The sequence below is a fragment of the Marinobacter sp. JSM 1782161 genome, from assembly GCF_011421605.1.
Classification (GTDB): domain Bacteria; phylum Pseudomonadota; class Gammaproteobacteria; order Pseudomonadales; family Oleiphilaceae; genus Marinobacter_A; species Marinobacter_A bohaiensis.
This window is the reverse complement of sequence record NZ_WSSA01000003.1, coordinates 155,377-176,843: the sequence shown is the minus strand read 5'-3', so window position 1 is coordinate 176,843 and position 21,467 is coordinate 155,377. Positions and strand designations below refer to the sequence as shown.

17 protein-coding genes and 1 riboswitch are annotated in these 21,467 nt (G+C 62.9%); of the genes, 9 read left to right on the top strand and 8 right to left on the bottom strand.

Annotated elements, in window-relative coordinates:
- Nucleotides 1–272 precede the first annotated feature (272 nt).
- The 8 genes from GQB00_RS13515 to GQB00_RS13480 all read left to right on the top strand — a co-directional run bounded on the left by GQB00_RS13515 (nt 273) and on the right by GQB00_RS13480 (nt 10,274).
- Complete coding sequence (locus GQB00_RS13515; protein WP_165856721.1) at nt 273–989, top strand: response regulator; 717 nt, start codon at nt 273–275, stop codon at nt 987–989.
- Entirely contained in the window at nt 976–2,436 is a 1,461-nt protein-coding gene (locus tag GQB00_RS13510; protein ID WP_165856720.1) for an ATP-binding protein, read from the top strand. The genes GQB00_RS13515 and GQB00_RS13510 overlap by 14 nt, the downstream gene beginning before the upstream one ends.
- 144 nt (nt 2,437–2,580) lie before the next feature.
- The gene (locus GQB00_RS13505; RefSeq protein WP_111497789.1) at nt 2,581–3,831 is read left to right on the top strand and encodes an ABC transporter substrate-binding protein; all 1,251 of its coding nucleotides are present in this window, start codon (nt 2,581–2,583) and stop codon (nt 3,829–3,831) included.
- A 74-nt stretch (nt 3,832–3,905) separates the two neighbouring features.
- Nucleotides 3,906–4,835, top strand: coding sequence for a carbohydrate ABC transporter permease (locus GQB00_RS13500; protein ID WP_111497788.1), 930 nt, complete (start codon nt 3,906–3,908; stop codon nt 4,833–4,835).
- Complete coding sequence (locus GQB00_RS13495) at nt 4,828–5,697, top strand: carbohydrate ABC transporter permease (RefSeq protein ID WP_111497787.1); 870 nt, start codon at nt 4,828–4,830, stop codon at nt 5,695–5,697. Before GQB00_RS13500 ends, GQB00_RS13495 begins: the two co-directional genes overlap by 8 nt.
- Before the next feature lie 9 nt (nt 5,698–5,706).
- Nucleotides 5,707–6,822 carry an ABC transporter ATP-binding protein gene (locus tag GQB00_RS13490; protein WP_165856719.1) on the top strand — a complete coding sequence of 372 codons (1,116 nt, stop codon included), beginning with the start codon at nt 5,707–5,709 and terminating at the stop codon, nt 6,820–6,822.
- Nucleotides 6,823–6,965: 143 nt separating this feature from the next.
- Entirely contained in the window at nt 6,966–8,207 is a 1,242-nt protein-coding gene (locus GQB00_RS13485; protein WP_111497785.1) for an ATP-grasp domain-containing protein, read from the top strand.
- Nucleotides 8,208–8,240: 33 nt separating this feature from the next.
- Entirely contained in the window at nt 8,241–10,274 is a 2,034-nt protein-coding gene (locus tag GQB00_RS13480; protein WP_165856718.1) for a hypothetical protein, read from the top strand.
- A 23-nt stretch (nt 10,275–10,297) separates the two neighbouring features.
- Here GQB00_RS13480 and GQB00_RS13475 read toward each other — a convergent pair whose 3' ends face one another.
- From GQB00_RS13475 to thiB, 4 genes are all read right to left on the bottom strand, one after another.
- Nucleotides 10,298–11,941 (bottom strand): FMN-binding glutamate synthase family protein, encoded by a 1,644-nt coding sequence (locus GQB00_RS13475; protein WP_111497783.1) that lies wholly within the window; start codon nt 11,939–11,941, stop codon nt 10,298–10,300.
- An 80-nt stretch (nt 11,942–12,021) separates the two neighbouring features.
- Nucleotides 12,022–12,642 carry an ATP-binding cassette domain-containing protein gene (locus GQB00_RS13470; RefSeq protein ID WP_165856717.1) on the bottom strand — a complete coding sequence of 207 codons (621 nt, stop codon included), beginning with the start codon at nt 12,640–12,642 and terminating at the stop codon, nt 12,022–12,024.
- Nucleotides 12,635–14,302 carry a thiamine/thiamine pyrophosphate ABC transporter permease gene (gene thiP, locus GQB00_RS13465; protein ID WP_323127287.1) on the bottom strand — a complete coding sequence of 556 codons (1,668 nt, stop codon included), beginning with the start codon at nt 14,300–14,302 and terminating at the stop codon, nt 12,635–12,637. The genes GQB00_RS13470 and thiP overlap by 8 nt, the downstream gene beginning before the upstream one ends.
- On the bottom strand, nt 14,278–15,279 hold the full coding sequence (gene thiB, locus GQB00_RS13460) for a thiamine ABC transporter substrate binding subunit (protein ID WP_165856716.1): 1,002 nt from the start codon (nt 15,277–15,279) through the stop codon (nt 14,278–14,280). Before thiB ends, thiP begins: the two co-directional genes overlap by 25 nt.
- 45 nt (nt 15,280–15,324) lie before the next feature.
- A riboswitch (TPP riboswitch) is annotated at nt 15,325–15,424 on the bottom strand.
- 398 nt (nt 15,425–15,822) lie between these two features.
- Here thiB and GQB00_RS13455 point away from each other — a divergent pair.
- Entirely contained in the window at nt 15,823–17,409 is a 1,587-nt protein-coding gene (locus tag GQB00_RS13455) for a BCCT family transporter (protein ID WP_111497779.1), read from the top strand.
- 114 nt (nt 17,410–17,523) lie between these two features.
- Here the strand turns inward: GQB00_RS13455 and GQB00_RS13450 are convergent, their stop codons facing one another.
- The 4 genes from GQB00_RS13450 to GQB00_RS13435 all read right to left on the bottom strand — a co-directional run bounded on the left by GQB00_RS13450 (nt 17,524) and on the right by GQB00_RS13435 (nt 21,341).
- Nucleotides 17,524–18,528, bottom strand: a complete 1,005-nt coding sequence (locus GQB00_RS13450) for an alpha-L-glutamate ligase-like protein (protein WP_111497778.1) — start codon at nt 18,526–18,528, stop codon at nt 17,524–17,526.
- Nucleotides 18,528–20,039, bottom strand: a complete 1,512-nt coding sequence (locus GQB00_RS13445) for an inactive transglutaminase family protein (protein ID WP_111497777.1) — start codon at nt 20,037–20,039, stop codon at nt 18,528–18,530. The genes GQB00_RS13450 and GQB00_RS13445 overlap by 1 nt, the downstream gene beginning before the upstream one ends.
- A complete protein-coding gene (locus GQB00_RS13440) occupies nt 20,036–20,842 on the bottom strand; it encodes an ATP-dependent zinc protease (protein ID WP_165856715.1) in 807 nt (268 codons plus the stop codon). The genes GQB00_RS13445 and GQB00_RS13440 overlap by 4 nt, the downstream gene beginning before the upstream one ends.
- A 139-nt stretch (nt 20,843–20,981) precedes the next feature.
- Nucleotides 20,982–21,341: a hypothetical protein gene (locus GQB00_RS13435; RefSeq protein WP_165856714.1), complete on the bottom strand. Its 360-nt coding sequence runs from the start codon at nt 21,339–21,341 to the stop codon at nt 20,982–20,984.
- Between the last annotated feature and the right edge of the window lie 126 nt (nt 21,342–21,467).

Here is a 21,467-nt window from a genome sequence, read left to right as displayed (position 1 = left end):
GTGCTGATTTTCATGGCTCTGTATGTCGAGCCATCCCTAAAAATCAGGTTCAAATCCTGCCGTCCCGACCAAATCATTCGACAACAAAGCCCGGAGCCGAAAGGTCCGGGCTTTGTTGTTTCTGCGGCCCTCACTTCAGCCTTCCCGTTTTTCAAGTCAGTCTGCTGTCTGGACAGGTCGAACCTGAACGGACATAGTGTTGGACTGCGTTCGGATTCGGTTCCGGATACCGTGATCCCCACAAAAAGAAACGACACGATTGGCTTTTCCCGATGACAGCAGTCACCCACTCGGTTCTGGTCGTCGACGACGACGAAGACATCTGCGAACTCCTGCAGACCTTTCTTGGCAAGGCGGGCTATCACGTGCGTATGGCGGCCGACGGCGATGCCATGCGTGCGGCGATGGATGAGTGCCTGCCGGATGTGCTGATCCTCGACATCATGCTGCCCGGCGACGACGGGTTCACGCTGTGCCGCTGGGTGCGCGATCACTTCGCGCTGCCCATCATCATGCTCACCGCCAGCTCCGATGAGGCGGACAAGGTGATCGGCCTGGAGCTGGGCGCCGACGACTACATCGCCAAACCCTTCAGCGCGCGCGAACTGCAGGCGCGGATCAAGGCCCTGTTGCGGCGCTCCCAGCTCAGCCAGCAGGGCTTCCGGCGTTACGTGCGTTTTGGCCAGTGGCGGCTGGATTGCCAGACCCACGAGCTCAACGACCAGCACGGCGAGCGGATTGCCTTGTCAGGGGCCGATTTCGCGCTGCTCAAGCTGTTCGTGGATCACGCCAACAGCATCCTTGACCGGGACACCATTGCCGGCGTAACCCGTGGGCGGGAGGCGGATCCGTTGGACCGTGTGGTGGATGTGGCGGTCAGCCGCCTGCGTCATCGCCTGGGGGACAAGGGGCGCGATCCCAAGCTGATCCGGACCGTGCGCGGGGCGGGCTACATGCTCACCGCAACCGTCAGTTATGAAAACGAGTAAAGCGCTCGCCTGGCTGGACCGGTATCGCCCCCGCTCGCTGCTCACGCGGATGCTGCTGCTGACACTGCTGGCGGTGCTGTTGGCGCAGGGCATCTCGACGACCTTCTGGTACACCACGTTTCGCGCCCAGGAGAACCAGGGGCTGGTGAACAGCAGCCGTAACCTGGCGTACTCGGCGGCCGCGACCGTGCGCTTCTTCAAGTCGTTGCCGCTGGAATACCGGCACATCGTGCTGGATCAGCTGCGTAACATGGGGGGGACCCGCTTCTTCGTGTCCCTCAACGAGATGGAAATCCCCCTCAAGGCGCTGCCGGAAACCGATCGCAAGACCCGGGTGGTCCAAGCTGTCAGCGACGTGCTGCACGAGCGGCTGGGCCAGAACCTGCCGATCCGGGTGGAGTTCGTGGCCCAGCAGGATCTGCGCATCCTCAACAGCCAGATGAAGATCACCGACCTGCCGCCGTCCTGGGCCAACTACGCGCTCAACCTGGACCCGATCAACCCGCCGGTGCTGGTGACCCAGATCGAGATCGCACCGCAGGAATGGCTTTACCTGGCGTCGCCGCTGCCGGCCCCCTACGTCTCCCTGGAGGACACGGCACTGCCGCGCCAGCAACTGTTTTTCATCGTCCTGCTGACCATCTTCCTGCTCAGCTTCATCGCCCTGATGGTGCGCTGGCAGACCCGCCCGCTGCGGCGTCTGGCGCGGGCCGCGCGGGAGATGCCGTTCGACGACGACCGGCCGCCGGTGCCGGAGTGGGGCAGCAGCGAGGTGGTGGATGTGACCCGCGCCTTCAACACGTTCCGCGACCGGATCCGGCGCTACCTGAAAGACCGCGAGCAGCTGTTCACCTCCGTCTCACACGACCTGAAAACGCCGATTACCCGCCTGCGCCTGCGCGCCGAACTGCTTGAAGACGAGACGTTGCAGGCCAAGTTCGAGAAGGATCTGCAGGAGCTCGACCTGCTGGTAAAAAGCGCGTTGCAGTCGGTCAAGGACAACGACATTTACGAGAATATGGAATCGGTCGACGTCATGGCGCTGATCGATCAGGTCACGGAGCCCGCCGCCGGTACGCCGGGTAAAGTCACCATCAACGGCCGCCCGCTGCGCCGATATCGCTGCAAACCGCTGGCTCTGCGCCGCTGCATTGGCAACCTTTTCGATAATGCCCTGAAGTACGGCGAGCGGGTGACCATCCGTATCGAGGACTCCCCGTCGGAGCTGATCCTGCATTTCGAGGACGAGGGGCCGGGCCTGGACCCCGAGCTGCTCAACAAGATCTTCGAGCCGTACTACCGGGCCACGCCCTGCGCCCCGGGGGAAGGCCTGGGCCTGGGGATCGCCCGGGCCATCGCCCACGCCCACGGCGGCGACGTCGAGGCGTCCAACCGTGAGCGGCGCGGTCTGCGACTGAGCCTGTTCCTGCCCCGCAACCCCGAGTGACGCCGGCGTCATCCAATGTATCCATCCTGTTACATTGGCCTTGCACTTTGATACGTCAAGGATTGCGACAGTGCCATAGACTCCAGTGATGTCATAAAAAAATGACATGGATAATCACTCACAAAAACAACAAGGTGCCAACCTATGAAACCGATCAGGCATTTTCTGGCCGCTCTCGGCCTGAGTGTTGCACTGACCCCGGCCCACGCCGGCGAGGTCGAAGTCTTGCACTGGTGGACCTCCGGCGGCGAAGCCAAGGCCATGGGTGTCCTCAAGGAAATGATGGAAGACCAGGGGCATACCTGGAAAGATTTCGCTGTGGCTGGCGGCGGTGGCGAGGCGGCCATGACGGTCCTCAAGACCCGCGCTGTATCCGGCAACCCACCCGCAGCCGCCCAGATCAAGGGGCTGGACATCCAGGAGTGGGCCAAGCTTGGTTTTCTGACCAGCCTGGACGACGTGGCTGAGAAAGCGAACTGGGGCCAGGTCCTGCCGCCGGTGGTCTCCGATACGATGAAATACGAGGGCGACTATGTGGCGGTGCCGGTCAACGTGCATCGCGTCAACTGGCTCTGGGTCAATCCGGACGTGTTCGAGAAGGTCGGCGTGGAAGTGCCCACCACGCTGGATGAGTTCTTCGCCGTGGCCGACAAGCTCAAGGCCGCCGGTGTGATCCCGCTGGCCCATGGTGGTCAGGCCTGGCAGGACGCCACCGTGTTCGAGGCCATCGCCCTGGCCGAGCTGGGTCCCGAGGACTACCGGGCCGCTTTCGTGAATCACGATATGGACGTTCTGTCCGGCCCCAAAATGGTCGAAGCCCTGACCAAGTTCCACAAGATTCGCGATTACATCGACCCGAACGCGGTTGGTCGTGACTGGAACGTCGCTACCCAGATGGTCATCAACGGCGACGCCGCCATGCAGATCATGGGCGACTGGGCCAAAGGCGAGTTCACCGCCGCCGACAAGGTGGCCGGCGAGGACTACCTGTGCGTTCCGGCACCCGGTACCCAGGGCTCCTTCACCTTCAATATCGACTCCCTGGCGATGTTCAAGCTGAGTGACGCGGACAACGAGAAGGCCCAGAAAGACCTGGCCCGGACCATTCTGGAGCCTGAGTTCCAGACCGTCTTCAACAAGGCCAAGGGTTCCATCCCCGTCCGTACCGACATCGACATGTCCGGCTTCGACGACTGCGCGCAGGCCTCCATGGATGCGTTCAAGAAGACTTCCGACACCGGTGGTCTGGTGCCCAGCATGGCGCATGGCATGTCCACCACCAGTGCCGTACAGGGCCAGATCTTCGACGTCGTCACCAACTTCTTCAATCGCGCCGATGCGGACCCGGAAGAAACGGCCGAGCGTCTGGCATCCGCGGTCCAGTCCGCTCTTTGATCCTGTCACTTCATGTCTGAGCGGGTGGGGCCTGGCCCCGCCCGCCAACCGATAACGGTTTAGGAGTTCTCAAGATGGCTCACATCGGTGCGGCGTCCGAGGCGACGCCACAGCGTCCCCGTGTCCGTCTGACCCAGCATTTGCAACACTGGCTTCCCAAACTGGCGCTTGCGCCGACGGCCGTGATGGCGCTGGTGGGTATCTACGGATTCATGATCTGGACCGGCGTGCTGTCGCTGACCGGATCCACCTTTCTGCCCAGCTACGAGTTCGTGGGCTTTGAACAGTACGCCAAACTGTTCGCCAACGATCGCTGGGTGACAGCCTGCACCAACCTGGTCATTTTTGGTGTGCTGTTCATCGTGTCCTGCCTGGCGATTGGCTGCTTCCTGGCGATCCTGCTGGACCAGCGCATCCGCAACGAAGGCGTGATCCGCACGATCTATCTCTATCCCATGGCCCTGTCGATGATCGTCACCGGTGCGGTCTGGCAGTGGATTCTCAACCCCAGCCTGGGGCTGGAAAAACTCATGCACGACTGGGGCTGGACCAGCTTCAAGTTCGATTGGCTGACCGATCCCGACATGGTGATCTACACCATCGTGATTGCCGCCGTGTGGCAGGCCTCCGGCTTCGTGATGGCGCTGTTCCTGGCGGGACTGCGGGGCATCGACGGATCCATCATCAACGCCGCCCGGGTGGACGGCGCGAGCCTGCCGCGCATTTATCTGCGCATCGTGCTGCCGGCCATGCGCCCGGTTTTCTTCAGCTCGGTGATGGTGCTGGCGCACATCGCCATCAAGAGCTTCGACCTGGTTACGGCCATGACCGCAGGCGGCCCGGGCTATTCGTCCGACCTGCCGGCCCTGTTCATGTATGCCTTCACTTTCACCCGCGGTCAGATGGGCCTGGGGGCGGCCAGTGCTATGATGATGCTGGCTATGCTGCTCGCCATCCTGGTGCCGTACCTGTATTCGGAACTGAGGGGGCAGCGCAATGGCTAATTCAGTACGCAATTCCCTGAGCACCGGGCGTCTGTTGGTTTACGGTACGCTGTTGCTGGCCTGTATCGCCTACCTGATCCCGGTTTTCATCATGCTGGTGACCAGTTTCAAGACCACCGGCGACATCCGCACCGGCAATCTGATGAGCCTGCCGGAAACCTGGACGCTGGATGCCTGGGCCAAGGCCTGGTCCAGTGCCTGTACCGGCGTCGAGTGTAACGGCGTCCACGGTTTCTTCTGGAACTCCCTGAAGATGGCCGTTCCGGCCGTGATGATCTCCACCTTCCTGGGGGCGATCAACGGCTATGTGTTTTCCAAGTGGCGTTTTCGGGGCTCCGACATCTTCTTCAGCTTGCTGCTTTTCGGCTGCTTTCTGCCGTTCCAGGTGATCCTGCTGCCGATGGCCGGCGTTCTGGGCAAACTGGGACTGGCCAACACCACCCCGGGGCTGGTGCTGGTCCATGTGGTCTACGGCATTGCCTTTACCACACTGTTCTTCCGCAATTTCTATGTGGCCGTCCCGGACGCTCTGATCAAAGCCGCGCGACTGGATGGCGCCGGATTCGTGACCATTTTCGTCAAGATCCTGCTGCCCATGTCCGTACCGACGTTCATGGTGTGTTTCATCTGGCAGTTCACCCAGATCTGGAACGACTTCCTGTTCGGCGTGGTGTTCGCCAGCGGTGACAGCCAGCCGATTACGGTCGGCCTGAACAATCTGGTCAACACCAGCACTGGCGTGAAGGAGTACAACGTGGACATGGCCGCCGCCATGATCGCCGCGCTGCCCACGCTCGTCGTCTACGTGCTGGCCGGCAAGTATTTCATTCGCGGACTGACGTCCGGCGCTGTAAAAGGTTAGAGGTCCACAATGGCACAATTACAACTCAAGGGTATCCGCAAGACCTACGGCAACGCCGCCCAGGAAACCCTGAAAGGTATTGATATCGACATCGATTCCGGTGAATTCCTGATCCTGGTGGGGCCGTCCGGCTGCGGTAAGTCCACGCTGATGAACAGCATTGCCGGCCTGGAAACCGTCACCCAGGGCCACATCATGATCGATGGCAAGGACGTCACCCACGCCGAGCCCAAGGACCGGGACATCGCCATGGTGTTCCAGTCCTACGCGCTGTATCCCACCATGTCGGTGCGTGAGAACATTGCTTTCGGTCTGAAAATCCGTCGCATGCCCAAGGACGAGATCGACGCGGAAGTCCAGCGGGTCGCTACGCTGTTGCAGATCGAGAACCTGCTGGATCGCAAACCGTCGCAACTGTCCGGCGGCCAGCAGCAGCGGGTCGCGATGGGGCGGGCTCTGGCGCGTCGGCCCAAGATCTATCTGTTCGACGAACCCCTGTCGAACCTGGATGCCAAGCTGCGGGTGGAAATGCGCACCGAAATCAAGCGACTGCACCAGCGTCTGGGCACCACCATCGTCTACGTGACCCACGACCAGATCGAGGCCATGACCCTGGCCGATCGCATCGCGGTGATCAAGGACGGCGAACTGCTGCAGCTGGGCACGCCCAAGGAAATCTACGAGCAGCCCTCCTGCCGCTATGTGGCGAGCTTCATCGGCTCTCCGGCGATGAGCTTCATCCCGCTGCTGGTAGAGACCGAAAACGGCCGTCCGGTGGCCAGCCTGCGCAGCGTAGACGGCGACCAAACGCGTATCCCGCTGCCGGAGAAGCTGGCCGAATACACCGGCCGCGAGATCCATCTGGGGATTCGCCCGGAGCACATCACCCAGCCGCTGGCGCACAAGGCGGACCAGGCGGCGACCACCTCCGGCCGTTTCCGGATCGAGGTTACCGAGCCCACCGGGCCCGATGTGATGGCGTTGATCCGCATGAACGACACCGAGGTGCACTGCCGGCTGGACCCGGATCACACCATCGAAACGGGCGAGCCCGCGGAACTGATGGTGGACCTGAGCCGCGCCATCTATTTCGAGGCCGGCGAGGAGACCCGCATCGACGTCTGAGCCCCGCCTTTTCCGGACCGAAGGCCCGCAGGCGCTCTTCGGTCCGGCTTTCCCTTTCTCGCATGTTTAACCGCTGGTCGATTTTTATCCTCTCGCTCATGGTCTAGGGTTATAGGACGACGATCCGAAAAGGAGGACGAGGTATGTCAGCTGATGCGAATACTTCCTATGATCCGGACAAGGGCTATGTCGCCTTGCTCGGTTGGAGTCTGAATGCGGTCGAGGCTGCGGATCAGTTTGACCGGCGCTATGTCGTGGTGGCGCCGGAATGGGCGGAGAGTTATTGCCAGGAGCACAACATTCCCTATGTGCCCTGGAATTTTGAGCGCCTGAACGATCGCTCCATGGAAATCGCCCAGACCCTCAAGGACATGGGAGTGAATGTGGCCATTCCGCTGTTCGAGGAAACCGTGGAGTGGGCCGGGGCCATCAACGCTGTCCTGTTGGACAAACCGAAACTGTTCGGTCAGGCCATGCTCCTGCGGGACAAGGCCCTGATGAAGCGTCGCGCCCAGCTGGGCGGGATTCGCGTGGGTATCTTCGAGGAAGCCCACGACCGGGACGACGTCATCCGCTTCCTGAAGCGCGTGAACCAGACGCTGCTCAAGCTCGACGGCGACCCCAACGACCCGATCCACCTCAAAGCCTTCGACAAGGCTGGCTGCCTGGGGCACCGGGTGATCCGCACGCCGGACGAGGTGGATACCATTCCCGAAGAGGAATTCCCGGTCCTGATGGAATCCCACCTGGATGGCTGGGAATTTGCGGTGGAAGCCTGGATTCACAACGGCAAGATCCGCTTTCTGAATATTTCCGAGTACGTGACCCTGGGCTATTCGGTGTTCGTTCCGGCTTCGCCGGAGCTGGAAAAATACCGGCCCCAGATCCGGGAGCAGATTGAGAAGCTGATCAAGGCCTTCGATATCGAGTTCGGCTTTCTTCACCCGGAGTATTTCGTCACCAACGACAGCGAGATGTACTTTGGCGAGGTGGCCTATCGCCCGCCGGGCTTCAAGGTATTCGAGCTGCTGGAGCGGGTCTATGGCTTCAACGCCTACCAGGGCATGATCCTGGCCTTCGACCCCAAGACCACGGAAGAGGAAATCACCCGTTTCTTCCCTCGCGAAGTGGTCGATGCCTCGGGCTATGCGGGCTGTTTCGGCGTCTATCCGCGCCTGCGCGTAGTGAGCCGGCTGGAGATCCCGGAAGAAACCGAGGACCATCCGTATTACGAGTCCAACGACCTGGCACCGCCGATGCAGGATACCGTGACCAAACGGACCGCATTCGGAACCCACTGGGGGCTGCTCTACTTCAAGGGCGACGATCCCCACAAGCTGCGCGATTTGCTGAAACACCAGGAAGAGCTCGACTTTTACGTGTAGCCTATCGGCATTGCACGATCATGAGGATGTCGCGTGGACTATTCCAACGCCCAACAGGCCGCCCCCGGGAAGCTTGAGGGGCTGCTGGTCAAACTGGATGATGCGGTCGCCCAGCTGGCCCGGGCCAAACCCTTTGCCAAGGTGGGTAAGGCGCATCTCGTTTTTGACCTGGCCCGCCGGGTCCTGATGCAGACGGGCGGGTGCGAAGCGATTGAAGAGCGAGCCCAGGAACTGGAGGAGAGCGGCGTTTTCCAGGGAACGGACTGGGCTCACCCCCATATCCTGATCCCGACGCTGACCTCCCAGTCCCTGCGTAGCCCGTCGGCGGACACGGTCGCGCTCGAAGCGCTCAGTGAATTGCGGTTGCTGGCGGTCGCCACCGGCCGCTACTGCCATCCCTACGTCTCTTCGGAGCAGGCCCACCACTTTCTGGCCCAGGTGCTGGCGATCAACCTGGCGTTGCTGTTTGGCACCGCCGGGGAGGCCGAGCGTGAAACCCAAGGGCGTCTGGCCGGGGTCTCGCGGGCGCTGGTCCAGCATCTGGCGGACCGGATCGGCTACGAGCATGTCATCGACCAGCTTATCGCCGAGATCTGGCGCCTGCTCAATCAACGCCCCATCCAGACCGGGCCCGTCAAACAGATGATCACCCAGATCGCCATCTGCAGCAGTGACCCCGATATCGAGCTGGGCGCCAGCGGGCAGGGCGCCTATCGGTTGATCAGCAGTCTGTTCGGGCCGACCGAGGCCAGTCGCGAGGACCCGGGGCTCAATGTCTATCGCGAGCGGCTGGCGGCCATGGACCAGCGCGGCTTGCAGGCGGAAGCCATGGGCTGTGCCCGCGCCATGCACGATACCGGGCTGGTGTCCGCCTACCACGCCGAGCTGCTACGTTTCCTCGTGGATCAGGGCGAGCAGCTGCTGTCGGAGGCTTTGGGGCTGTCGAGCACCGGCCGGGACTGTTTGCTGTGTTACACCGACCTGGTGCACGCGCTGATCCGGGAGGCAGTCACCCCCGAGACGCCGCAGTCGGTCTACGGACTGGCGCTGATGCTGGAACGGGGCATTCTTTACAACCCCGCCATGGGCCCGGCGCTCTGGCGTCAGGTCAACCTGCCCCTGTCTCGGCCGACTCGTGAACAGCTGGCGCTGGTTTTCGGGGGCTCGGCCTCACCGCGTACGCGGCTGCTGGAAGGCGTGCTCTGTGTGATGGGAGCCCCGCTGGGCGTGGGGCAGGGTAATAACCCGACCTGTCAGTCGGCGCGGGCTATTTCCATGTGGGCCTACACGGACCCGGATTTCCTGTTGCAGCTGCTGGTCTGGGCCGCCCGCGACGACGAGATCATCATGCATTTCGAGGGCAAACCCGTGTCCTCGGTGGCCAGTGCCGGTGGCGTTGCCCGCGAGCTGCACCTGGACCTGGACGCGGTGTCGCTGATTCTGGTGCCGCACCTCGACCGCCTCTACGGGGAAATGGGGCGCCTGTGCGCGGATCGCGATGGCGACCCGCATCGTTGGATCAACCCTGAATTTCACGGTTGGTGGTGCGGGCGCGGTTTCAGCATCAATGTGGACGTGGCCACCGGTCGGTTGGTCGACCTGGACAATTTCCTGCGACATTTCTACGCCAGCTACCATCCCTTCTACAACGGCAACCAGCCGCTGATCCATCCCCAGCCGGCAGGTATCGCGGTTACCGATAGTGCGTCTCGGTTCATTGGCTGGCACGCCATCACCATCCTGCGTGTGGGGCTCGACCCCGAGCAGACCATGCGGGTGTACTTCTTCAACCCCAACAACGACAGTGCCCAGGACTGGGGCGATGGCATCAAGGTGAGTACTTCCGGGCACGACGAACGCCACGGCGAGTCGTCGCTGCCGTTCGGGGAGTTCGCGTCACGGCTCTATATCTTCCACTACGATCCACTGGAACACGGCGCGCTGGCGGATGTGCGGCCGGAAGAACTGCAGGCGGTGATGGACCAGGTCCATCGCACGTGGGGGCAGGATCGCCTGCCCGCCGCGGAGTTGCAGGCCGACGAGGGACAATCCTCGCCCGGCGAGTGACGATACCCGCCGGACGGGGCGGTTTAGCGCAGCTTGGTTTCGCGTAACTTGCGGATGAATTCCGGCGGCTCGAAGCTGTCCGCCCGGGAGGCGTCCCAGTACTTGGCGAACACGGTGTGTTCGGAAGAGCCCTTGAGCAGTTCGCCGGGCTCCAGGAAGCGGAACAGCTCCATGTAGGTCCGCACTTCGTTCTCGTCCACGCGTCGGATGATGTGCTCCGGCCCCAGCTCCCGCGGGTGCTTGAGCCCGGAGGCGCCCAGCAGGTTGGTCAGTGCCTGCATGGTATTGCGGTGGAAGTGATAGACCCGCTGGCTCTTGTCCGCCACATCCAGCTTGCTGCCCCGGCGCGGGTCCTGCGTGGCGACGCCGGAAGGGCACTTGTCGCTGTGGCAGCTTTGCGCCTGAATACAGCCCAGGGAAAACATGAAACCGCGGGCCGCGTTGCACCAATCGGCGCCCAGGGCAAGCGTGCGCGCAATGTTGAAGGCCGAGGTGATCTTGCCGGCGGCCCCGATGGCGATTTCCTCGCGCAGATTCGCTCCGACCAGCGCATTGTGGACCAGTTGCAGCGCTTCGGTCATCGGCATGCCCAGGCGGTTGGTGAACTCCAGCGGCGCGGCGCCGGTGCCGCCCTCGCCACCGTCCACGACGATGAAATCCGGACGTTTGCCGCTTTCCAGCATGGCCTTGACCAGGCCGAACCACTCCCACGGATGCCCCAGGGCCAGCTTGAAACCCACCGGTTTGCCGCCGGACAGCTCGCGCAGCCGCTCGATGAAATCCATCAGCTCCAGCGGGGTGCTGAAGGCACTGTGCTGGGCCGGGGATTCCACGTCTTCCCAGGGCGTGACGCCCCGGGCCTCGGCGATTTCCGGGGTGACCTTGGGGCCGGGCAGGATGCCGCCATGGCCCGGCTTGGCGCCCTGGGACAGTTTGATCTCGATCATCCGTACCTGGTCACGGGTGGCGTTCCGCACGAACAGCTCCTCGTTGAAGGAGCCGTCCCTGTTGCGGCAGCCGAAGTAACCGGAACCGATCTCCCAGACCAGGTCGCCGCCGTGTTTGGTGTGGTAGCGGGAAATCGAGCCTTCCCCGGTGTCGTGATAGAAGTTGCCCAGCTTCGCCCCCTGATTGAGGGACTCGATGGCGTTGGCCGACAGGGAGCCGAAACTCATGGCGGAAATGTTGAAGATGCTGGCGCTGTAGGGCTGCTTGCAGTGTTTGCCGATCAGGATACGGAAATCGTTGTCCTTGTGGTCCACCGGCGCCATGGAGTGGCTCATCCATTCGTAGCCTTCGGCGTAGGTGTCGTGCTGGGTGCCGAACGGGCGCTTGTCGAGTACGTTCTTGGCGCGCTGGTAGACGATAGCGCGCTGTTCCCGGGAGAAGGGTACCTCCTCGGTATCCCGCTGGATGAAGTACTGACGGATTTCCGGACCGATCGACTCCAGGAAGTAGCGGAAGTGGGCCAGGATCGGGTAGTTGCGGCTGACCGTGTGGCGGTGCTGGAGCAGGTCGTAGGTGCCCAGGATCGCCAGCAGACCGAAGATCAGGGGCAGGAAAAAGGTGGACGGATAGAGCCAGGCCAGCGGTAACGTCAGCACCAGTCCAAGCAGCGATATCACATAGGCTGTATAGCGGGCTGGTATGGGCGACGACTTGTGCATGTACGAAAGGCTCCCTGTATTCGCGAATAGACTGTGACGGGCCTGCCGGGGGCAGGGGCCCGTATTGGAGCATAGCTGGTTCAGGCTGTCAGGCGCAGTACGTCGTCCGCCAGGGTTTGCACATCGTCTGTGTCATGGCTGACCAGCAGCAGGGTGGTTCCGGCGGCCTTGTGACGGTCCAGCAGGGCCAGCAGGGTGGCGCGGGTGTCCGGGTCGAGGCCGGTCAGGGGCTCGTCCAGCAGCAAGAGGGGCGAGCGGCGCAGCAGGGCGCGGGCGATGGCGATTCGCTGGCGCTGGCCGCCGGAGAGCGCGGTGGGCAAGCGCTGTTCCATGCCCGCCAGGCCGACATCCGCCAGCATCGACGACAGCGCTGTCTCGTCGGCGTCGCTCAGCTTGAGCCCCGGGTGGATGCCGATGGCCAGATTGTCGCGGACGCTGAGGTGGTCGAACAGGTTGTCCTCCTGGAACACCGAGGTGACCGGCCGCTCCCAGGGCGGCAGAGCGTCGATGTCATGGTCCTGCCAGCGGACGTGGCCGGATGTCGGCTCCAGGAAGCCGGCTACCAGATTGAGCAGCGTGCTCTTGCCGCAGCCGCTTGGGCCGGTGATGGCGAGGCAGGTGCCGGTGTCAACGCGGACACTGAAGGTCAGCGCCCGCTCGGCGCCGGGGTAACGGAAGGTCAGGCGGTCGATGTCAAGCATGGATCGGATACCGGCGTGATTGGAATGAACGTTGTTGCGGCTTGCGATGTGCGGCCCGCGATAGGCGGTTGAGCGCATGAAACACCAGCAGCAATAGCAGCAGCATCACCAGCGCCGTGGCCGAGGCGTTGGCCATCTGGTAACCGGCCAGTTGCTGGTACAGCAGCAGCGGCAGTGTCGGGTTGGCCGGGCTGCCGAACAGGGCCACCACGCTGAAGTCCCCCAGCGACAGGCCGGCCGCGTAGGCCAGTGCCAGCAGAATCGGGCGCCGCAGCAGCGGCAGGACGATCCAGCGCAGGCGGTAAAGCCCCCGCACGTCCAGTTGGTCCGCCAGACGGGAGGTCGCGGGCGACAACGTGGCCAGCGGCCCGCGCAGGACCTGCAGGACGAAGGGCAGCGCCATCAGTGCGTTAATCAGCGCCACCAGCGTCAGCCCTTGCGGGCCCTGGCCCAACTGCGGCCGCAGCAGGATGAAAAGCCCCGTGCCCAGCACCAGGGCCGGCACTAGCAGGGTCAGGTGGCCGCATGCTTCGGTCAGCCGGGCGCGACGACCATGGCCGGCCTGACGTTCGTGCCGGCTGCACCCCAGGATGGCCAGCCCGAACCCCAGGCTCATTCCGGCCGCGGCCGTGGCGACCAGTACGCTGCGCAACAGACTGGACCAGAGCAGGGTGTTACCGGCGCTGGTCCAGAGTTCGGGCAGCCCTTTCCAGACCACCGCCGCCAGCGGCAGCAGCAGGAACAGCAGGAACAGCGCCAGCAACGTGCGGTCACGCCAGCCCGCCAAGCCCCGGGCATCGCGGCGCAGACCCGGTGACGTTTCCAACTGCCCCGGAACCAGTCCGGATGGGCCCCGATAGCGGGTGGCCAGCCACCACAGGCTGCCGCAGATCAGCAGTTGCACCAGTGCCAGCACCGCGGCACGTGCAAAGTCGAAGTCATAGCGCAGGGACTGGTAGATGGCCACCTCGATGGTGGTGGAGCGCGGGCCGCCGCCGAGGGTCATGACGATGGCGAAGCTGGTGAAGCAGAGGATGAAGATGAACACCGCCAGCCCCGGCAGGACCTGTCTCAGCGCGGGCCACTCCAGGCTGCGCCACAATGCGCGGCTGCCCAGGCCGTACTGGGCGGCCAGGCGCCACTGATTGGCGGGGATGCGTTCCAGGCCCTGCAGCAGGATGCGCGCCGCCAGGGGGGCGTTGAAGAAGACGTGGGCCAGCAGGATGCCCTGCAGGCCGTACAGGGTCCAGCCTCCGAGGGCGTCGAACACCGGGCTGAGCCAGCCGCTGCGGCCGTAGACCGCGACCAGCCCGAAGGCCGCGACGATGCTGGGCAGCACCAGGCTGAGCTCGCTCAGGCGCAGGATCAGTCCGCGGCCGAACAGTCGTGGTTGGCGGTGCAGGGCGCGGGCGACAGGAATGGCCAGCAGCAGGCTCAGCAGTGTGGACAGGGCGGCCTGGTAGACGCTGAACCAGATCACCTGGCGCAGGTAGGCGGACTGCCACAGCTCGGTCAGCGCCGCCCCGCGCCACTCGCGCATCAGCCCGAAAAAGCCGGCGGCGACGATGCCCAGCAGGAGCAGCGCCACCAGGCGACCCGGCCAGATCTGCCAGCGGGGATGGCTCAGCGGCGGTGTCATTGTGCGGTCGCGTTGAGCCACTCGTCGATCCAGGTCCGGCGGTTGTCCGCCACGGTTTGCGGTTCGAAGTAGAGGGTCTGTTCCGGCCGGATCAGGCGTTCAAAGACGTCCGGCAGCTCATCCCCCAGGTCGGTGGCCGGGTACATCACGTTCTTCAGCGGAATCTCGCTCTGGAACGCCGGTGACAGCATGAACGCCAGGAACCGTTGCGCCAGCTCGGGCTGGTCGCTGGTACGCACCCGGGCGCCAACTTCCACCTGCAGGTAATGCCCCTCGTCGAACGCCACCGCCTGGTAGCGATCGGTGTTATCCACCGCCATGTGGTAGGCCGGCGAAGTGCTGTAGGACAGCACCATCGGCGCCTCGCCGTTCATGAACAGGGAAAAGTAGGCGTCGCTCCAACCCTTGGTCATGGTCAGGATGTGTGGCTGCAGGGCCTGCCATTTCTCGGCCGCCCGGTCGCCGTAGACTTTCTTCATCCACAGCAGGAAGCCCAGCCCCGGGGTGCTGGTTCGCGGATCCTGCAGGATAATCTTGAGGTCATCGGGGGCGTTGATCAGGGCATCGAGGCTGGTTGGGGGATGCTCCAGCTGCTCGGTGTCGTAGACGAAGGCGAAGTAGCCCCAGTCGTAGGGCACGAACGTGTCGTCGTTCCAGGCGATGGGCAGGTCCAGAGCTGACAGCGAGGTGCCGTGCGGTGCCAGCAGTCCGGTCCTGCGGGCGTCCGCCATGATGCTGGCGTCCAGGCCGAGCACCACGTCGGCGGGGGTGGACTCGCCCTCCAGGCGCAACCGATGAAGGATAGCGACGCTGCTGTCGAGGGCTACGAAATCGAGGGTGCAGTCGCAGCGGGCTTCGAAGCGTTCCTTGATGGCGGGTCCCGGTCCCCACTCGGACACGAAGGACGGGTAGGTGTAGACGGTCAGTGTGGGCGCGGCGAGGACGTACTGGCTGCAGAAAACCAGGGCCGCCAGCAGTGCCCGGAAAGGTATTGCCATGTCAGGGTCCCGTTATCGGTCGGTGGAAACGGGGGCCGCAGAATAGGCGCAATGCCACTCAATCCCTGCGCCGGCATGATCCGGATCAGGTTCTGCGGGTTTGATCTCAGCCTGCCATTTCCAGCAGACACCCCGTTGAGAGGTTTTCATTCTAACAGAGACCTTCGCCGTCATGGAGTCGCTGGACATAGAGTCGAGTCGCTGGAAGCGTGGCGGGTTATTTGCGGACGGCGACAACCATCTTTAGACCTGTAAGTAAATAGCGGGTCGGGCGTCTCACGTGACGCCGGGCATGTCGGTGCTTGGGAATGTCACTCTTCAGACGCCGAAAAGTCTTTCGGGCCGGCTTTATCCGGCTGTTCCGGCATATTATTGGGATTTTCCGTATTTTCCGGGAAGCGGCGGCCAATCTGGTCTACGTTGAGTGTATGGAGGCAGGCCGTCATTCGATTTTGATATTTTGTACTCAAATCAATAAACTTACACGCCTGTAATTTGAGTCCAAAACTATTGGGCCAGTAAATCCGTTCGAGGAGACTTGACGTGAGCGAAGTCCTTAAAGACGAGTACTCCACCGACTATCAAGCGGGTCAGGACAATGTAACCCCCCTGGGGCTCGACCTGCACAAGACGGTGTTCTTCATTACCGCTGCGTTGATTATCGTATTCGTGGTGGGAACCCTGCTGTTCCCGGACGTTTCGAAATCAATGCTTAACGGCGCCAAGACCGGGGCCATCAATAACTTTGACTGGCTGTTCCTGATCAGCGGTAATATCTTCGTGATTTTCTGCCTGGCACTGATCTTCATGCCGGTGGGCAAAATCCGCATCGGCGGCAAGGATGCGGTGCCGGAGTTCTCCACCCTGTCGTGGTTCGCAATGCTGTTCGCAGCCGGCATGGGTATCGGCCTGATGTTCTGGGGCGTGGCTGAGCCGGTGGCCTACTACACCGACTGGTATGGTACGCCGCTGAATGCAGCGCCCAATACGCCGGAAGGTGCCAGCATGGCACTGGGCGCCACCATGTACCACTGGGGCCTGCATCCGTGGGCGATCTACGCGGTGGTCGCGCTGTCCCTGTCGTTCTTCGCCTTCAACAAGGGCATGCCGCTGACCCTGCGTTCCGCGTTCTTCCCGATCTTCGGTGATCGCGTCTGGGGCTGGATCGGTGACATCATCGACATCCTGGCGGTGCTGGCCACCATCTTCGGTCTGGCGACATCTCTGGGTCTGGGGGCACAACAGGCGGCTTCCGGTCTGCAGTACCTGTTCGGCGTCGACGGCGGCATGGCAACCCAGATCGCCATCATTGTCGGTGTCACCTGCGTGGCGCTGGTATCCGTGGTGCGCGGCCTGGACGGTGGCGTCAAGATTCTCAGTAACATCAACATGGTCCTCGCAGCCCTGCTGTTGGCGTTCGTGATCTTCGCCGGCCACACGCTGGGCGTGTTCCAGGCCATGTGGACCACCGCCTCCTCCTACGTCGCCAACATCGTGCCGCTGAGCAACCCGTTCGGTCGCGAAGACGAGACCTGGTTCCACGGCTGGACCGTGTTCTACTGGGCCTGGTGGATCTCCTGGTCACCGTTCGTCGGCATGTTCATCGCCCGTGTTTCCAAAGGCCGCACCGTACGTGAGTTCGTCACCGCGGTACTGATTATCCCGACCGTGATCACGGTTGTCTGGATGAGTGCCTTCGGTGGCAGCGCGCTGGAGCAGATTCAGGCGGGCGTGGGCACCCTGGCGACCGATGGCCTGAGCGACGTTTCCCTGGCCATGTTCCAGATGTTCGAGAATATCCCGCTGACCGCGGTGATCTCCTTCATCGGTATCATCCTGGTGCTGGTGTTCTTCGTGACGTCTTCGGACTCCGGTTCGCTGGTCATCGACTCCATCACCGCCGGCGGTAAGCTGGATGCGCCGACCCAGCAGCGTGTTTTCTGGGCGGTTATGGAAGGCGCCATTGCAGCGGCCCTGATCTTCGGTGGCGGCTCCGAGGCCCTGACCACGCTCCAGGCGGGTGCAGTCAGTGTCGGCTTGCCGTTCACGCTGGTCTTGCTGGTCATGTGTTATGGCCTGTTCAAGGGGCTGAACAACGAGCGGGCGCTCATTGACGCCGGTATGAAGTAAGCCGAACCCCGGCTGAAACAAAAAACCCGCCTCGAATGAGGCGGGTTTTTTTATGTTCGCATTCCGGCTCGTAGTGATCCGGGCAGGGTGACCCGGCCAGGGTAGGCGGCGCGCTCAGGCGCTGGCGTAGGCTCCGGGGCGAACGTCTCGCTTGGCCGGCGTCGACAGATTGCCGGCGTGGCTGAAGACCGACATGGCGTACTCCACCCGTGCTTCCGGTGTCAGGTGGGTGCGCTTGAGGCCCTCGATGTAGTGCAGGCGGGGCAGCAGCCCCTTGCCGTTGGCCATCTGGATGGCCAGGCCGGGGCGTGCGTTGAGTTCCAGCAGAGTGGGGCCGGTTTTCTGGTCCAGCACCAGGTCGGCACCCATGTAGCCCAGGCCGGTGGCCTCGTAGCAGCGGGAGGCCATCACCAGCATGGTGTGCCACTCCTCAATGTGGATCTTGTCCAGCGCGTGGCCGGTATCCGGATGGGTCTTGACCGGGCGGTTGAACTGCACCGCGTTGAGGCTTTGCCCCGTGGCGATGTCGATCCCCACGCCGATGGCGCCCTGGTGCAGGTTGGCTTTACCGTCCGATGCCTTGGTGGCCAGGCGCAGCATAGCCATCACCGGATAACCCCGGAACACGATGATGCGGATGTCCGGCACGCCCTGGAACGAAAAGTCGGTCAGCGACGTGCGGCACTGGATCAGGTCCTCGACAATCGCCACGTCAGGGGAGCCGCCCAGGGAGTAGAGCCCGGCCAGGACGTTGGACAGATGCCGCTCCAGGTGTGGCAGGGACACTTTGGCGCCGGACGCTTTGACGAACTGATCGTCCTCGCGCCCGGTGATCACCAGGATGCCCTTGCCGCCGGAGCCTTTGGCCGGTTTGATGGCGAAACCGTCCAGGTTGGGGATCATCTCGCGGAAGTGGGAGATCTCGTGCTGCTGGCTGACCACCTGACGCAGCTCCGGCGTCGCCACGTCGTACTCGGCGGCAATCAGCTTGGTCTTGAGCTTGTTGTCCACCAGCGGGTACGCGCTACGGTCGTTGTAGCGCGCAATGTAGTCCACGTTGCGGCGGTTCATGTTAAGCATGCCGCGGCGCGCCAGAGCGCCAGGGGAGATCCAGCGCATCAGTCGTATTCCTTCATCGGGTGGAAGCGCCGCAGTTCACTCAGCTTGTAGCCGGTGTACTGTCCCATCAGCAGGATCACCGCCAGCACCACCAGGTGCAGTTCCGGGAAGTTGAACGTCAGGTGTCCGGCCAGCGGCAGGCTCATCACCAGGTACGCCAGTATGGCCACCAGCAGGCTGCCGCCGCCCTGGACGAAGACCTCGTGGGGGCCTTCCTCTTCCCACAGGATCGACATCCGTTCGATGGTCCAGGCCAGGATCACCATGGGGAAGAAGGTGACCGTCATGCCTGTGTTAAAGCCCATCTGGTAGCCGACAATACTGATCGCCGTACTCATGAATATGACCAGTATGATCAGCGTGGCAATTCTCGATACCAGTAACAGATTGAGATTGGACAGGTAGCCCCTGAGCAGCAGCCCCATGGCCACCACGCTGACGAAGGTCACCAGGCCGGGGCCGAGGGATGTCTGCAGGAAGGCCACGGCGATCAACACGGGCATGAAGGTACCGGACGTCCGGATGCCGACGATCACGCGCATGAACGCCACGACCATGGCCCCCAGCGGCAGCAGCAGGAGCATGCGGAACATGCTCTGCTCCTCGATGGGGAGCTGATAAAGGCTGAGGAAGCCCAGGCCGTTCTGCATGGATTCGGCGCGGGCCAGCTGCAGGGCCGGTACGGTCTGGCGCAGCATGGCAAAGCTGACCACCGACTGATTGCCGCCCATGACGTCCAGCAGCGAGTCGGTGTTGCGGCTCCACATCAGGACATTGTCCGGCAACCCCTGTTCGCCCGTTTGCGGGTCGAAAGTCAGCCAGTTCTCGCCATCGTAGATTTCCAGGAACGGGCGCAGGGGCTGGCGGCGGCGTGCGTCCTCGAGCTTGATGCCTTCTGAGATACGCGCCGGGATGTCCGCGTAGTTGAGGAGCTTGGACACCACCTCGACGTCGTTGTTGCCCGCCAGCAGCAGTGCGGTGTTCTGGTTCGGATCGGAGGACCGGACCAGCTTGATCACTTCCCGGGTCATGCTTTCCGGGGTGCTGGATTTCGCCGCCGCCAGGTCGAGCACTTCGTTCGCCGCTGTGGCCTGGGGCTCCTCCCAGAAAACGCTTTCCGGTACCGGTGGCGTATCCGGTGACTGGGCGCGGGCGTTGGTGTCCGGCACGAACTGGGCCTTGAAATACAGCGTCTGCGGACCGTTGGCCTCGCGGATTGACCACTCGCCGCGGCGGTCGCCGTTGTCGTCGACAATCGAGAAGCCGTAACCGGGCGAGGCGGCCTGCTCGGACAGCACGTGGAATCCGGGCGGATCGTCCGGCAGGTTCAGGCTCGCCAGCACCGGTTCGCCCTGTGCCTGGAAATCGACCCGCGCTTCCACCAGCCAGACCGGGCGCTCTTCGCCGGAAAGCCAGGGGATCCCCAGCTCAAAGTGACGCAACATGGACAGGCCCAGGCCGGCGAAAATGAGCAGGGCGATCGCCGTGTAGAAAGGGTAGCGGGATTTCACTGGGCGTCAGCCTTACCGGCCTCGGCCGGGTGATTGCGGGTAAATTTCTCGGGCAGGGTAGTGGCGTGTTCCTTGCCGACATCGACCAGCATTACATCGCGCAGGATGTTGCGGCCAATCAGCACGGTGTGAGACAGGTTGGCCCGATTCGACAGGGTAAATTCGGCCTTCTGCACGTGATCACCAATGGCGAACTGCAACTCAACGACGGCCCGGCGCTCGCTTTCGTCCGCGGACGCCTGGATGATCCTGGCGTTACGGGACAGCGGGCGTTCCAGGGTTTTGAACTGATCCTCGGTGCCCGGTACCGGCACGTCGAAGCGGACCCAGTCTTCGCCGTTACGTTCGAAATAGGCGACGTTGCGGGCGTCCATGGAGGACGTTTCCGCGCCGCTGTCGACCCGCGCTTCGTAGGTGAACCCCGGCTCCAGGAAGTGGATGCTCTCCAGTTCGCCGACGATCAGCATGCCGTTAAGACGCTGGGAATCGGCGGTCATCCCCGTACTTGGCGCGGAGCAGACCGGCTGTGGCGTCTTGGGGCAGGATGGCGGTTTGACCTGTTCACGGATGGTTTCGATCAACGCACGAGTGTTCTCGTTGTTGTTGCGGACCATGCCGCGGTGATGGGCCTTGAGGTCTTCGCTCAGTTCATTCAGTTGTTGGGACTGGTCAGCCTCGGAACGCGTCAGTTGGTCGAGATCCTGCTCCTTGACCAGGACCGAGCCGGAACAGCCCGCGAGCAGGGTGCCGGTCAACAGCGTGATCAGTAGCGGGGGGAGCGTGCGAAGTGCGCGCGTGGGCATGGAAAAAACCTCTGTCCGTGAAAGCCTGTCGTCAGTTGTATCCGCCGCCTGTCCGGAGGATTTTCGAAAGCCCGGAGTATACAGGAATACGACATTACAAGGATTTACCGATATGTAACCCCAGTGGACAAACCCGTCATTATTCTGTCACACCCGGCGGCCGGCGAGCGCGAAGGTACTGATCAACATCCAGGATGTCGTTGGAGCGCAGGTAGTCCTGAACCGCCGGCGGGCAATTGAGATACAGCAACAGGAGTTCGCGCTGGATGTCCTGGTCCTGGATGCGCGACGCGTAGTGGATGAGGCTGCGGATGGCCGCGTCGGAGTCGAGGCAGACGGGCTCGCTATAACGCAGTCCGACGAGCATGTGCAGCCGCTCCAGGTGATAGCGCCCGGTGTGGGTGAGGTGTTCGGTCAGGCTGACGTTGCCCGGGCCTTCGGCATGGGGTTCCGGGCGGTCGTGTTGCCCGGTGGTCCTGCGCCAGAATGCTTTCAGCATGGTTTTGTCTCGAAAAGTCCCTGTCCGGAGGCGGCTCGCGCGCATTGCCCGATCGGGGTCGCGCCCGGGCAGTCGCGTTTTTGTTATAGTGATATCCGTGTTGTAGCTCAGTTTACGAGCCGGTTC

What these genes read in the sequence shown, in the direction of transcription:
- GQB00_RS13515 (WP_165856721.1), top strand. Translation starts at nt 273, where the DNA reads ATGACAGCAGTCACCCACTCGGTTCTGGTCGTCGACGACGACGAAGAC.
- GQB00_RS13510 (WP_165856720.1), top strand. Translation starts at nt 976, where the DNA reads ATGAAAACGAGTAAAGCGCTCGCCTGGCTGGACCGGTATCGCCCCCGC.
- GQB00_RS13505 (WP_111497789.1), top strand. Translation starts at nt 2,581, where the DNA reads ATGAAACCGATCAGGCATTTTCTGGCCGCTCTCGGCCTGAGTGTTGCA.
- GQB00_RS13500 (WP_111497788.1), top strand. Translation starts at nt 3,906, where the DNA reads ATGGCTCACATCGGTGCGGCGTCCGAGGCGACGCCACAGCGTCCCCGT.
- GQB00_RS13495 (WP_111497787.1), top strand. Translation starts at nt 4,828, where the DNA reads ATGGCTAATTCAGTACGCAATTCCCTGAGCACCGGGCGTCTGTTGGTT.
- GQB00_RS13490 (WP_165856719.1), top strand. Translation starts at nt 5,707, where the DNA reads ATGGCACAATTACAACTCAAGGGTATCCGCAAGACCTACGGCAACGCC.
- GQB00_RS13485 (WP_111497785.1), top strand. Translation starts at nt 6,966, where the DNA reads ATGTCAGCTGATGCGAATACTTCCTATGATCCGGACAAGGGCTATGTC.
- GQB00_RS13475 (WP_111497783.1), bottom strand. Translation starts at nt 11,941, where the DNA reads ATGCACAAGTCGTCGCCCATACCAGCCCGCTATACAGCCTATGTGATA.
- GQB00_RS13470 (WP_165856717.1), bottom strand. Translation starts at nt 12,642, where the DNA reads ATGCTTGACATCGACCGCCTGACCTTCCGTTACCCCGGCGCCGAGCGG.
- thiB (WP_165856716.1), bottom strand. Translation starts at nt 15,279, where the DNA reads ATGGCAATACCTTTCCGGGCACTGCTGGCGGCCCTGGTTTTCTGCAGC.
- GQB00_RS13450 (WP_111497778.1), bottom strand. Translation starts at nt 18,528, where the DNA reads ATGCGCTGGATCTCCCCTGGCGCTCTGGCGCGCCGCGGCATGCTTAAC.
- GQB00_RS13440 (WP_165856715.1), bottom strand. Translation starts at nt 20,842, where the DNA reads ATGCCCACGCGCGCACTTCGCACGCTCCCCCCGCTACTGATCACGCTG.
- GQB00_RS13435 (WP_165856714.1), bottom strand. Translation starts at nt 21,341, where the DNA reads ATGCTGAAAGCATTCTGGCGCAGGACCACCGGGCAACACGACCGCCCG.